Genomic DNA, 12,624 nt, shown 5'->3' on the forward strand with positions numbered 1-12,624 from the left:
TTTCTAAGTTAGTGCTTTCCAGACGACATGCCATACTACCTTCGTCAATCCCACCAGTACATCCATGTGGCAAAATATTTATTGGTCCGGTAACGACAACATAATAATAATTTTATTGCAGTAAAGGGAATAGAAACGGATGGGTTCAGTTTCCTGTTAATACTTTGCATAGTATTAAATAATTTTATATTCAGGAAATGAATCTTCGAATGGATACGGAGGTTTTATGTCGCCAGAATACTGCAAATTCGCGGTGATTATCAGCAAAATACCGGTAATGCAGTCTGGGCTCAGTACGATAATGGAAACACATTTTCCTGATTATGAGCTCAATTTTTGCCAGTCTCTTGAAGAGTTAACGTTACTTCAGTTACGTCGTACTGACGTAGTCATTGTTGATTTTTCGGGGGAGGTCAGACACCCTCGCGCGCTTTGCGAACAATACTACACGCTGTTGTCCCAATATCGTGATATTCACTGGATCTTCATGATTAGTCGGCAATATTACCCGCTCGCCGTTGAGTTTTTAATGCGCCCGGAAAGCACGTTGCTTTCAGATTCAGATCCCATTGAACGTCTTATCAAAGCCGTCCAGCAGGGGGGCGTCAGTACGGAAAAGATCAGTCAGACGCTGCTTTCCATGCAAAACAACGATGATATTGATGGTGAAAATGATCAATTAATTATGCTTACGCTATCAGAACGTAAGGTATTACGTCTGCTGGCTAAAGGCTGGGGAATTAATCAAATCGCCGCTCTATTGAAAAAGAGCAACAAGACGATCAGCGCGCAGAAAAATAGCGCAATGCGTCGGTTGTCATTGCGCAGTAATGCGGAAATGTATGCCTGGATCAATAGCAATCAAGGGATGAAGGAACTCAATCTCTACTCGGCTTATGGAGAACAAGCGGAATGGAAAAGCACAGCAGGAAGCAGTGCGTCGCTATCATAGAACATTGTATGATGGCTGAAATGGGGCTGCGTCATCTGTTGACGCATTCTCATTATCGGAATTTTACTTTTCACTTTTATCGATCTATTCGTGAATTTAAGCTGGCGCTCCGTCAGACCTCTTTTAATGTATTAATCTGCTGCCTGTCCGGTACAAGGGAGCCGCGGATTGAGTGTCTGCTTACGATGGAGGAGATTGCGCGTCATGACGCCGGAATAACACGTATCGTTCTGGCGAATGATAGCGTGGAGGCAGAACTCATTAAGCATCTCTCACCAACTTATCTTCACGGAGTACTGAGTAAATCCAGTCCGTTAGCGGAGCTTCAACAGCGTATGCAGGATCTACTGCGAGAGGCGGCGCTTGGTCATGAATACATTGATGCATCCTTACTGCATCATGAAAGTCGCAGCCTGAGTCCGACCGAAAATATTATTCTGCGTTATATGACTTACGGCTATTCGCTGATGGAAATTGCGCAGCGTCTGGATAGAAACATCAAAACTATCCGTGCGCACAAATTCAATGCGATGACGAAGCTCGGTGTGAATTCAGACGTTGGACTGCTGAGTGCCGCTGACTTATTGGTGTCTCTGCCCGACAGGAATATCGCATACAACCAGAGACCATCCCATTCTGTTTAATGGGATGATGGTAAGCAGACGTCAACCCACGTTGCCGAGGTCAGGCTGGCCATTCTTTGCGGAGAGATGCGTACCGCGCTATGAATGGCGCCTGCCGCCGGGAGAACTTCGTCATAGGCCTGCAGTGAGATATCGCAATAGACGTCCAGCGGGTTTTCCAGACCAAACGGGCATACGCCGCCGACGGGGTGTCCGGTCAGCATGACCACTTCATCACTGCTGAGCATGCGAGCCTTCGCCCCGAACGTTTCTTTCAGCTTTTTATTGTCCAGACGGGCATCGCCTTTGGCGACCACCAGAATGACACGGTCTTTGATCTTTAACGACAGAGTTTTGGCAATCTGTCCAGGCTCAACCTGGTGAGCGGCGGCGGCCAGCGCGACGGTCGCAGTGCTTTGCTCAAGCTCGATAATATTGATGTCTGGCGCGTGCTCGGCAAAGAATTCTCGTACAGACTGTAAGCTCATCATGGTCTCCTGATTTTTCGGCGAGTCACTCTGTCATAAAGCTACCTTGGTTGTAAATATATCGACTAAGTTGTGCAAAAATTGTTTGATTTCTGGATCTCCTTCACATTCGCTGCAACCGGTTACAGTAACCGGTTGCGGTTCGTGTTCAGTCGATTGATACTGCGAGGGTAACTTCCTTTGTATCCATAATAAGAGCCATATATGAACTGTATCCCTATGAACAATATGTCAGGTCGCGTTGCTGCAACCGCAGAGCGTTCACAGTTTGCCCAGTCGTATGTCGGCAAAATCGTTGTTGCTGTGCTTACGTCTAAAGCCTGTCAGGAGGGCTGCTATGTCTGCTAATCACGCTGCATTTAATTTGATATTTCGTTTTGTAGAAAACTACGTTAGTCCAGTTGCTGGGCGTATTTCATCTCAGCGCCACGTCATGGCTATCCGTGACGGCTTTATCTCTGCTATGCCTTTCATGATTGTGGGGTCGTTCTTGCTGGTATTCGCATACCCGCCATTCTCGCCGGATACCACCTGGGGCTTTGCTCGCGCATGGCTGGACCTGGCGAAACAGTTTGAAGGCCGCATTCTGACGCCGTTTGATATGACGATGGGCATTATGTCTATCTATATCTGTGCCGCCATCTCCTACAACTTAGGTAAACACTACGAAAAGACCAATCAGCTCGATCCCTTCATGTGTTCGATGCTGTCAATTATGGCCTTCCTGCTGGTTGCCGCACCGAAAACTAACGGCACTCTGCCGGTAGATAGCCTCGGCGGAACCGGGATCTTCACCGCCATCCTCGTCGCCGTTTATTGCGTAGAGATGATGCGTTTTCTGAAAATCCGCAACATCGGGATCCGTTTACCGGACCAGGTGCCGCCGATGATCAAAAACTCCTTCGACCTGCTGATTCCTGTGCTGGTGGTGGTGCTGACGCTTTATCCGCTGAGCCTGTTTATTCAGAGCCAGTTCGATATGCTGATCCCTCAGGCCATCATGTCGGTGTTCAAACCGTTAGTGTCCGCGGCTGACTCCTTACCGGCTATTCTGCTGGCGGTACTGATTGGCCACCTGCTGTGGTTCGCAGGGATTCACGGGGCGGCGATTGTATCCGGCATGCTGCAGATGTTCTGGCTGACCAACCTCGGTTTGAACCAGACCGCGCTGGCGCAAGGGGCACCGCTGCCGCACATCTTTATGGAAGCGTTCTGGACCTTCTTCATCGTGGTCGGCGGTTCAGGCGCCACCATGGGTCTGGTATTCTGCTATCTGCGTAGCCGCTCGGCACACCTGCGCTCGATTGGCCGTCTGAGCGTGGTGCCAAGCCTGTTCAACATCAACGAGCCGGTGATTTTCGGTACGCCTATCGTAATGAACCCGGTGTTCTTTATTCCGTTCCTGCTGGCGCCGATGGTTAACGCTATTCTGGCCTGGGCCGCAATGAAGCTGGATCTGATTGGCCGAGTGATCTCTGTTGTTCCGTGGACTGCGCCGGCACCTATCGGTGGCGCGTGGGCATTAGGTTGGGATTTCCGTGCGGCGATTCTGGTCGTGTTGCTGGCCTGTGTTTCGGCAATTATCTACTACCCGTTCTTCAAGGTGTATGAGAAACAGTTGCTGGCACAGGAAGAGGAAGAAGCACAGCGTTCGGCTGAAGAGAGCCAGCAGGTTGCTTAATGATTAGAAAATCGACGGGGCGTTATCGCCCCGTTGGTTATTTTAGCGTGCAGTCGCCGCATTGCTGGACGTCTGGCAGGCGATAGCGCTGACAGCAGGTACGCCGCGCCAAACGACCTTCTCTTACCACAACGGTACGCCAGAGCGGATTATCCTGACCATTCGCCAGCGTCTTGCTAAAGAAGTATCGCTGACGCAGTTGGTTCACCTGTTCTTCACCCAGTAAAGCCATCATTTCCCCGAGATACCAGTTAATTAAATAACCGGTATTACTCCAGATAAGCTTTCCATTAATGTCGCCAGTCGCTTCCAGCGCTTCAATAACCGGCGTGATTCCCTGAATCACCAGATGATCCATACGCTCGACGAGCGGCTTTTGGCTGGCGCGCAGATCGTGGCGTACGTCGACCCAGAAGCAGGCTGCACGGCCGGTTTCGTGGAATTCGACGTGGATATGTTCTGGCGAGACGGCGATAGCCGATTCTTCGGTCAGTAACGCCAGCATCAGCGGTGGTACCATCAGGCCGAGATACCACTGCGCCCAGAGTGAAATCAACGGCTTGTTTTCACGCGGCTGCGTTGGCTGGTTGCGGTAGATATGATCAGAGTAAATAGCCAGCAGAGAACGCAGTTCCGTTGGTTTTGCCCACTCGGCTAGCGTTCTGGCGTTGCCCGGCGGCGTCTCGTCCAGGCGAAACATCTCCAGCATATGCGGACGATGCTCGGCGATTTTCGCGCGTACCGAGTCAGCGAACGCGCGTTCCCACGAAGGAAGCGGCGCGCGCCAGATGAGATCATCAGCAATCGGAGCGGAACGATAGGCCATAGGATTAGCTAGATACAAAACTAAATGATAATGATTAGCAATCCTAGCTATAGATAAAAACAAGCGCAAGCGGTTTATCGCTCGCGCTTGTTTTTTGTGAACTCAGATGGCGGGAATCCGTTCGCTGGTCAGGGCGTTGTTACGCCCCTGGTGTTTGGCTTCGTACAGCGCCTTATCCGCCATCTGGATTGCCGCGTCGATATCGTTATCCTCTAACGGGGCAATGCCGATACTGACGGTGACATGGGTGGCGACACTGGCATTAAACATATGTGGGATCTTCAGATCGTAGACCTGCTGACGAATGCGCTCTGCCGTCAGGATGGCATTATTCAGATCACACTGCGGCAGCAGGACCAAAAATTCTTCGCCACCGTAGCGGGTCACAATGTCGCGAGAACGCACCGCATTGCGAATCGCGGCAGAAACACGCATCAGCGCCTGATCGCCCATCATATGGCCGTAGTGGTCGTTGTAGGCTTTAAAATGGTCGATATCCAGCAGCAGCACCGAATGTTGCGCCGGGCCAAGCGCTTTCAGGGAATCCAGGCGGAACTGGAAGCCGCGACGATTATACAAGCCGGTAAGTGGGTCGAGCATGCTCAGGCCGTTCAGCGTTTCGCGTTCCTCCAGCAGTTTGTACATCAACCCCTGGGCAAAGCTGTCGTTACGCCGCTGGATGATGTGCTGAATGGTAATGCCGATTAATGGTAGCGCGAAGCAGTAGACCATTCGCCACCACTCTTCCGAATTGCTGCTGAACAGGCAGACAATAAAAGTCGGTAATGAATGCAGCACAAAGGCAACGATATTATTTGAAAAGGCAATAGTTCCAACAAATAACACGCTAAATAGCGCAACCATTTGAAAGTTATCATTTACCGTGGGGAGTACAAAAGTTTTACTTAAAATATGCCAGCCCCACAGGCAGCCAAATATTGCCGAAACTATCGGCAGGTTGAGTTTTACTCTCGCGTATCGCCAGTTCCACAGCAGCATAGCGCCGCTGCCCACCGCAATGAGCATTGCCGGTAAGGGAAATATATGTACATCATATATCGGACTGAACACCGACAGCGCCGATGAGACCAAATTGAGAAACAAAAACAGCCGGAACGTTAGCTGATATTTTTGCGCACGCAGGGTGCGCCATGATTGTACAGTCATTGTTTGAAGTTGTAGTCAGCCTTAAATAAATAAGTAACTGCATCAAAAGCAACAATAATGCAGGAAGAGTTGTGCGTTTGCTTTATATTTGACATGTTGGTTTTTTAGACAACTTAACACCATATAATATTCATGTCATTAATGAATATGAAACCTTAGCGCAATAGCAGACAAATGACAAAAAAGACTATATGATATTGGTAATCATTATCATTTGAAGGTCTGGTTATGTTGCAAAAAACGTTAGGCAGCGGTTGGGGCGTAGTGCTTCCGGGAGTGATTATGGCGCTACTTAGCACCATGGAGCTTTCTGCCGATGTCTGGCGCGGAGTGATTGTCTGCGGGCTGCTGCTAAGCAGTGCGATGATCTGGCATCGTCAGCTAAGGCATTTTGTACTGTTGCCGTCTTGTATTGCGTTAATTGGCGGTATTGTACTGATTATAATGAATTTAAAATCGATGGGATGAAGCGAGAAAGGAAATCAGGAAGAGAACGAGGAAACTGGTGCGAGGGGGGGGACTTGAACCCCCACGTCCGTAAGGACACTAACACCTGAAGCTAGCGCGTCTACCAATTCCGCCACCTTCGCACAGATATCTCGTTACTTTTGTTATATCGCCTCGTTGGTGCGAGGGGGGGGACTCGAACCCCCACATCCTAAGGACACTAACACCTGAAGCTAGCGCGTCTACCAATTCCGCCACCTTCGCACAGTGCGAGCGATATAACGTGGATTATGGTGCGAGGGGGGGGACTTGAACCCCCACGTCCGTAAGGACACTAACACCTGAAGCTAGCGCGTCTACCAATTCCGCCACCTTCGCATACCATCGATTCTTTATGAAAGAATCGTTACCACGGAGGCGAATTCTAGAGATTTTACGCTGTGCGTCAATAGTTAATTATCGAAGACTGCGCGATTGCCGAAAAAAAAGGCGTTTATGCGGATTTTGCCGTTTTTTGCAGGCCGGATAAGCGTTAGCGCCATCCGGCCTTGTTCGATGCAGCGCCGGATAGCGGCGTAAATGCCTTATCCGGCCTGCATTGATTAGGCTTTTTTCGCCTGACGGGTCATAACGGTGCGGTACACCTTGAAACGGCCAGTCTGGGCAATGACTTCATGGAAGCCAAAGGTCTCATCCAGCACTGCCGGATACGGCAGGAAGGCGTTGGCCACGATGCGTAGCTCGCCGCCGCTGTTCAGATGACGCACGGCGCCACGAATCAGCGTTTGCGCGGCGTCCAGGCTGGTCTGCATGCCATCGTGGAACGGCGGGTTGGAGATGATCATATCGAAACGACCGTTCACCTCAGAGAAGACGTTGCTCGCCAGCACGTCGCCTTCAATGCCATTTGCCGCCAGGGTTGCGCGGCTGGCTTCGACCGCCGGAGCGCTCACATCGCACAGGGTCAAACGAACCTTCGGCGAGTGGCTGGCCAGCGTCGCCGCCAGCACGCCCGCGCCGCAGCCGACGTCCAGCACTTTACCTTTGGTGTGTGGTGTCAGGGTGGAGAGCAGCAGCTGGCTGCCGACATCCAGCCCGTCACGGCTGAAGACGCCCGGTAGGGTCTTAATGGTCAGCTTATCAAGCTGATATTCGCCCCAGAATGTTTCCGCATCGAACGAAGGCTGTTTTTCCAGACGACCGTGATACAGGCCGCAGCGGCGAGCGCTGTCGACTTTATTCAGCGGTGCGAACTCTGCCAGCATCTGTTCGGCGCTGCGCACGCCGCTGCGGTTTTCGCCAATGACGAAAATATCGGTACCCACCGGCAGCAGAGACAGAATGTTCATCAGCTGGAACTGGGCTTCCGGTTTGTTCTTTGGCCAGTAGTAGATAAAGGTGTCGCTGTCGGCGACGTCTTCCGCTTGCGCCACAAGTCCAAAGCGAACGTTGTCGCCCATCTGGCGGCTCAGCACCTGCCAGTGGTGAAACTGCTGGGTATGTGCGCGGCTTGCGGCGGTCTCAAGACGTGCGGGCAGGTCATCCTGCAGATCGCCGGCAAAGAAAATACGGCTCTGTTCGAAATCGTCACTGTGGCGCAGCAAGACTTCACTTGCCGGGGTAAAAGCAGACATGAATGGTTCCTCATTAAACTCAGGCCGCGATTATACACGTCATCCTTCAAGTTGCCTCTATGTTGGCTGCACTCATTCACCCCAGTCACGTACTTTTGTACGCTCCTGGGGATTCATTCGCTTGCCGCCTCGATGCAACTCGAATGATTTTGTGTATATAGAGTGTAATTGGCGCAGTTTCGATGAATTTGCTATATTTGCGCCCTTGATAGACAGGAGCGTTGCACATGACATCCCGGCGGGACTGGCAATTACAACAGTTGGGTATTACTCAGTGGTCACTACGTCGCCCTGGGGCGCTGCAGGGTGAAATTGCGATTACGCTTCCACAGCACGTTCGCTTAGTCATTGTCGGCGAGGATCTGCCCGCGCTGACGGAACCGCTGATGGGCGATATTCTGCGCGCGCTGCGTCTGACGCCGGACCAGGTTTTACCGCTGACGCCCGATCGCGTCGCGATGCTGCCGCAGGAGAGCCGCTGCCACTGCTGGCGGCTAGGTAATGATGAGCCCGTCACGCTGGAAGGGGCGGTGATTTCGACGCCGCCGTTTAATGAACTGCAAGCCAGCGCGCCCGCGCGCGCCGCGCTTTGGCAACAAATTTGCGCCCATGAACACGATTTCTACCCTCAGCACGACTGATTTACCCCGCGCCTTCGCGATTGAAACGCGCGCTCATGCGTTCCCCTGGAGTGAAGCAACCTTCGCCAGTAATCAGGGAGAGCGCTATCTGAACCTGCAGCTGTCGGTCGATGGTGAAATGGCCGCCTTTGCGATCACGCAGGTGGTGCTGGATGAAGCGACGCTGTTCAATATTGCCGTCGACCCGGCATATCAGCGCCGTGGGCTAGGGCGCGAGCTGCTTGAACATCTCATTGATGCGTTAGAAGCCCAGGGCGTGGTCACGCTATGGCTGGAAGTCCGCGCGTCAAATCATGCCGCCATTGCCCTGTATGAAAGTTTAGGCTTTAACGAGGCGACGATCCGTCGCAACTATTATCCCACGGCAGAAGGCCGCGAGGATGCCATTATTATGGCGCTGCCCATCAGTATGTAAGACAAGGTGAAAAGATGATGAAGTGGGACTGGATTTTCTTCGATGCCGACGAGACGCTGTTTACGTTTGACTCGTTTAGCGGCTTACAGCGGATGTTTCTCGACTATAGCGTGACCTTTACCGCGGAAGATTTCCAGGACTATCAGGCGGTGAATAAGCCGCTGTGGGTCGATTACCAGAACGGCACGATCACTTCTCTCCAGCTTCAACATCAGCGCTTTACCGGCTGGGCGGAACGTCTGAACGTTCACCCGGGCGATCTGAACGATGCCTTTATGAACGCGATGGCGGAGATTTGTGCGCCCTTGCCGGGGGCGGAATCACTGCTGAACGCTCTGAAAGGCAAAGTGAAAATGGGGATTATCACAAACGGTTTTACCTCATTACAGCAAACGCGTCTTGAGCGTACTGGCTTTAGCAATCACTTTGATTTGCTAATCATTTCTGAAGAAGTCGGCGTCGCCAAACCGGATCGCCAGATCTTTGATTACGCCCTTGAACAAGCCGGTCATCCGGACCCTTCCCGCGTGCTGATGGTCGGCGATACCGCCGAGTCTGATATCCGCGGTGGAATGAACGCCGGCTGGGCAACCTGCTGGCTGAATGCGCACCAGCGCGCGCTGCCGGAAGGCATCACGCCTGACTGGACGGTAACCTCATTGCCTGAACTGGAGCGACTCCTGTGTAAACAGTGATTGCCAGCCCCCCTTTGATGGGTAAAATAGCCGCAATTTTTTCGTATTCAACATGCGCGGCGCGTTGCCGCGTTTACTAAGAAGATTGAATTATGACGTTGTCTCCTTATTTGCAAGAGGTGGCCAAGCGCCGCACTTTTGCCATTATTTCTCACCCGGATGCCGGTAAAACGACGATTACTGAAAAGGTGCTGTTATTCGGACAGGCCATTCAGACCGCCGGTACGGTAAAAGGCCGTGGTTCCAGCCAGCATGCGAAATCCGACTGGATGGAGATGGAAAAGCAGCGTGGTATCTCGATTACCACGTCGGTAATGCAGTTCCCATACCGTGACAGCCTGGTGAACCTGCTGGACACCCCGGGGCACGAAGACTTCTCCGAGGATACCTATCGTACGCTGACAGCGGTCGACTGCTGCCTGATGGTCATCGACGCCGCGAAAGGCGTAGAGGATCGTACCCGCAAGCTGATGGAAGTCACCCGTCTGCGTGATACGCCGATCCTGACCTTCATGAACAAACTCGACCGTGATATCCGCGATCCGATGGAAGTGCTGGATGAAGTTGAGCGCGAGCTGAAAATCGGCTGTGCGCCGATTACCTGGCCGATTGGCTGCGGCAAGCTGTTCAAAGGCGTTTACCACCTCTATAAAGATGAAACCTATCTGTATCAGACGGGTAAAGGCCACACCATTCAGGAAGTGCGTATTGTTAAAGGGCTGAACAGCCCTGAGCTGGACGCGGCGGTGGGTGAAGAGCTGGCCCAGCAGCTGCGTGACGAGCTGGAACTGGTGCAGGGTGCGTCCAACGAGTTCGATAAAGAGCTGTTCCTGGCAGGGGAAATTACTCCGGTCTTCTTCGGTACCGCGCTGGGCAACTTCGGCGTTGACCATATGCTCGACGGTCTGGTGGAGTGGGCGCCAGCGCCGATGCCGCGTAAAACCGATACCCGCCTGGTGGAAGCGCAGGATGAGAAGTTCTCCGGCTTCGTGTTTAAAATTCAGGCCAACATGGACCCGAAACACCGCGACCGCGTGGCGTTTATGCGTGTGGTGTCGGGGAAATATGAAAAAGGCATGAAGCTGCGTCAGGTGCGTATCGGTAAAGATGTGGTTATCTCTGACGCGCTGACCTTTATGGCGGGCGACCGTTCGCACGTTGAAGAAGCCTATCCGGGCGACATCATCGGGCTGCACAACCACGGTACCATCCAGATCGGCGACACCTTTACTCAGGGCGAGATGATGAAGTTCACCGGTATCCCGAACTTCGCGCCGGAACTGTTCCGTCGTATCCGTCTGAAGGATCCGTTGAAACAGAAACAGCTGCTGAAAGGGCTGGTACAGCTGTCGGAAGAGGGCGCGGTGCAGGTGTTCCGTCCGATTGCCAACAACGATCTGATCGTGGGCGCCGTGGGTGTACTGCAGTTCGACGTGGTCGTTGCGCGTCTGAAAAGCGAATACAACGTTGAAGCGATTTACGAATCGGTGAACGTCGCCACCGCCCGTTGGGTAGAGGGTAAAGACGCGAAGAAATTTGAAGAGTTCAAGCGTAAAAACGAAGTTCAGCTGGCGTTGGACGGTGGCGATAATCTGACCTACATCGCCCCGACCATGGTAAACCTGAACCTGACTCAGGAACGTTATCCTGACGTTGAGTTCCGCAAAACTCGCGAGCACTAAAACCCCCTTCAGGGTGCAGCAGCCGCTGCACCCTGACACTTTTCCTTCCTTTTTAGCCTGTTACGGAAAGTTCTTAATTCCGCTCCTTTTTCCATTAACTGTCTATTTTTTGCCCAACGAAGCGGGCGCTTTCAAAATTGTGATCTATATTTAACAAAGCGATGACATCTGTGTCGGCTTTAAATTCTGTTAGTCGCGCCATGTAAAGTGCTTAAAGCTGACACTTATTTTCATCGCAATATTAATAACTGGATAAGGGCGCGTTTTCGCGGTGATTTGTGACCCGAAGAATTGGGACTGTCGTGAAATATGTGGTCAGGGGCTTCGTCCCCTATTCAGCAATGCAACCTGCGTGTTGCAAATGCTCAAATTGCGGGCAAAACATACAGGAATATTTTGATGATGAAAAAACTGACGATGTCTAAAACGCTGCTTGCCGTGATGCTGACTTCTGCTGTGGCTACCGGTTCCGTCTACGCAGAAACGACAACGATGGATAAGGCTCAGGCCAGTGCTGAAAGTGCAGGGAATAAAGTGGGTAACTTTATGGATGACAGCACCATCACGGCAAAAGTTAAAGCCGCCCTGCTGGACAACGAGAGTATTAAGAGCACGGATATCTCTGTGAAAACAGACAAAAAAGTCGTGACCCTGAGCGGCTTTGTACAAAGTCAGGCGCAGGCGGAAGCGGCTGTCGCAGCGGCGAAAACCGTTGAGGGCGTTGCTTCTGTGAGTGACAAACTCCACGTCCGCGACAGTAAAGAAAGCTCGATAAAAGGCTATGCCGGTGATACGGCAACGACCAGCGAAGTGAAAGCCAAGCTGCTGGCTGACGACATCGTACCCTCACGTAACGTGAAAGTTGAGACGACAGACGGCGTTGTGCAGCTGTCGGGTACCGTGGAATCCCAGGCGCAAAGCGAGCGTGCGGAAAGCGTCGCTAAAGCCGTTGAAGGTGTGAAAAGCGTCAAAAATGATCTGAAAGTGCAGTAATAAGTGGTCATCTTGTCTCCTGAAATTTGGCAGGAGACAAGATGTGCACCACACTAAAAAAAGTGCCGATGGGTGGCCTGGACGCTCATAGCAAGCGGGCGACATTAACTATGGTAAAGGAGAAGCTTATGTTTCGTTGGGGCATTATATTTCTGGTTATCGCGTTAATTGCCGCCGCATTAGGATTTGGTGGACTGGCAGGTACCGCTGCATGGGCAGCGAAAATCGTGTTTGTTGTGGGGATTATCATCTTCCTGGTGAGCCTGTTTACCGGGCGTAAACGGCCCTAGAGCATCGCGTACGAAATAGCATGAAATCAAAGCCAGTCCAGCGGACTGGCTTTATTAGTTTTAGCCGACGCGAATTTAGGCTACTTTGTT

Annotated in this window: 14 protein-coding genes and 3 tRNA genes; 10 read left to right on the forward strand and 7 right to left on the reverse strand. The window is 51.9% G+C overall.

Annotated elements, in window-relative coordinates; all coding sequences use genetic code 11:
- Positions 1 to 226: 226 nt before the first annotated feature.
- Together NNN71_RS12945 and bglJ are read left to right on the forward strand one after the other, a co-directional pair.
- Positions 227 to 952: a response regulator transcription factor gene (locus NNN71_RS12945; protein ID WP_163448822.1), complete on the forward strand. Its 726-nt coding sequence runs from the start codon at positions 227 to 229 to the stop codon at positions 950 to 952.
- 8 nt (positions 953 to 960) lie between these two features.
- Positions 961 to 1,596 (forward strand): DNA-binding transcriptional activator BglJ, encoded by a 636-nt coding sequence (bglJ, locus tag NNN71_RS12950; protein ID WP_271458636.1) that lies wholly within the window; start codon positions 961 to 963, stop codon positions 1,594 to 1,596.
- Here the strand turns inward: bglJ and NNN71_RS12955 are convergent.
- A complete protein-coding gene (locus NNN71_RS12955; protein WP_163448820.1) occupies positions 1,593 to 2,063 on the reverse strand; it encodes a YbaK/EbsC family protein in 471 nt (156 codons plus the stop codon). The genes bglJ and NNN71_RS12955 overlap by 4 nt on opposite strands.
- A gap of 337 nt (positions 2,064 to 2,400) precedes the next feature.
- On the opposite strand from NNN71_RS12955, the gene NNN71_RS12960 reads away from it, so the two are divergent.
- Positions 2,401 to 3,744 carry a PTS sugar transporter subunit IIC gene (locus tag NNN71_RS12960; RefSeq protein ID WP_163448819.1) on the forward strand — a complete coding sequence of 448 codons (1,344 nt, stop codon included), beginning with the start codon at positions 2,401 to 2,403 and terminating at the stop codon, positions 3,742 to 3,744.
- A 37-nt stretch (positions 3,745 to 3,781) separates the two neighbouring features.
- Here the strand turns inward: NNN71_RS12960 and fhuF are convergent, their stop codons facing one another.
- Together fhuF and NNN71_RS12970 are read right to left on the reverse strand one after the other, a co-directional pair.
- The gene (fhuF, locus tag NNN71_RS12965) at positions 3,782 to 4,570 is read right to left on the reverse strand and encodes a siderophore-iron reductase FhuF (protein ID WP_271458637.1); all 789 of its coding nucleotides are present in this window, start codon (positions 4,568 to 4,570) and stop codon (positions 3,782 to 3,784) included.
- A gap of 102 nt (positions 4,571 to 4,672) precedes the next feature.
- Entirely contained in the window at positions 4,673 to 5,737 is a 1,065-nt protein-coding gene (locus NNN71_RS12970; protein ID WP_271458638.1) for a GGDEF domain-containing protein, read from the reverse strand.
- A gap of 228 nt (positions 5,738 to 5,965) precedes the next feature.
- On the opposite strand from NNN71_RS12970, the gene NNN71_RS12975 reads away from it, so the two are divergent.
- Positions 5,966 to 6,205, forward strand: coding sequence for a DUF1435 domain-containing protein (locus NNN71_RS12975; protein ID WP_163448816.1), 240 nt, complete (start codon positions 5,966 to 5,968; stop codon positions 6,203 to 6,205).
- Between the two features lie 35 nt (positions 6,206 to 6,240).
- On the opposite strand, the gene NNN71_RS12980 is transcribed toward NNN71_RS12975, so the two are convergent.
- From NNN71_RS12980 to rsmC, 4 genes are all read right to left on the reverse strand, one after another.
- A tRNA-Leu gene (locus tag NNN71_RS12980) sits at positions 6,241 to 6,327 on the reverse strand.
- Between the two features lie 35 nt (positions 6,328 to 6,362).
- A tRNA-Leu gene (locus NNN71_RS12985) sits at positions 6,363 to 6,448 on the reverse strand.
- 27 nt (positions 6,449 to 6,475) lie between these two features.
- A tRNA-Leu gene (locus NNN71_RS12990) sits at positions 6,476 to 6,562 on the reverse strand.
- Positions 6,563 to 6,786: 224 nt separating this feature from the next.
- Complete coding sequence (rsmC, locus tag NNN71_RS12995; RefSeq protein WP_249022364.1) at positions 6,787 to 7,818, reverse strand: 16S rRNA (guanine(1207)-N(2))-methyltransferase RsmC; 1,032 nt, start codon at positions 7,816 to 7,818, stop codon at positions 6,787 to 6,789.
- Between the two features lie 227 nt (positions 7,819 to 8,045).
- On the opposite strand from rsmC, the gene NNN71_RS13000 reads away from it, so the two are divergent.
- The 6 genes from NNN71_RS13000 to NNN71_RS13025 all read left to right on the forward strand — a co-directional run bounded on the left by NNN71_RS13000 (position 8,046) and on the right by NNN71_RS13025 (position 12,534).
- Positions 8,046 to 8,459, forward strand: coding sequence for a DNA polymerase III subunit psi (locus NNN71_RS13000; protein WP_167576944.1), 414 nt, complete (start codon positions 8,046 to 8,048; stop codon positions 8,457 to 8,459).
- On the forward strand, positions 8,428 to 8,874 hold the full coding sequence (rimI, locus tag NNN71_RS13005; protein ID WP_271458639.1) for a ribosomal protein S18-alanine N-acetyltransferase: 447 nt from the start codon (positions 8,428 to 8,430) through the stop codon (positions 8,872 to 8,874). The genes NNN71_RS13000 and rimI overlap by 32 nt, the downstream gene beginning before the upstream one ends.
- Positions 8,875 to 8,891: 17 nt before the next feature.
- The gene (gene yjjG / locus NNN71_RS13010) at positions 8,892 to 9,569 is read left to right on the forward strand and encodes a pyrimidine 5'-nucleotidase (RefSeq protein ID WP_163448862.1); all 678 of its coding nucleotides are present in this window, start codon (positions 8,892 to 8,894) and stop codon (positions 9,567 to 9,569) included.
- 92 nt (positions 9,570 to 9,661) lie between these two features.
- On the forward strand, positions 9,662 to 11,251 hold the full coding sequence (gene prfC, locus NNN71_RS13015; protein ID WP_163448812.1) for a peptide chain release factor 3: 1,590 nt from the start codon (positions 9,662 to 9,664) through the stop codon (positions 11,249 to 11,251).
- Positions 11,252 to 11,650: 399 nt separating this feature from the next.
- Positions 11,651 to 12,244: a molecular chaperone OsmY gene (gene osmY, locus NNN71_RS13020; RefSeq protein WP_411908104.1), complete on the forward strand. Its 594-nt coding sequence runs from the start codon at positions 11,651 to 11,653 to the stop codon at positions 12,242 to 12,244.
- A 128-nt stretch (positions 12,245 to 12,372) separates the two neighbouring features.
- Positions 12,373 to 12,534 carry a DUF1328 domain-containing protein gene (locus tag NNN71_RS13025; RefSeq protein WP_064547200.1) on the forward strand — a complete coding sequence of 54 codons (162 nt, stop codon included), beginning with the start codon at positions 12,373 to 12,375 and terminating at the stop codon, positions 12,532 to 12,534.
- Positions 12,535 to 12,624: the final 90 nt, after the last annotated feature.

The sequence above is a fragment of the Kluyvera sp. Awk 3 genome, assembly GCF_028069715.1.
GTDB lineage: Bacteria > Pseudomonadota > Gammaproteobacteria > Enterobacterales > Enterobacteriaceae > Kluyvera > Kluyvera georgiana_A.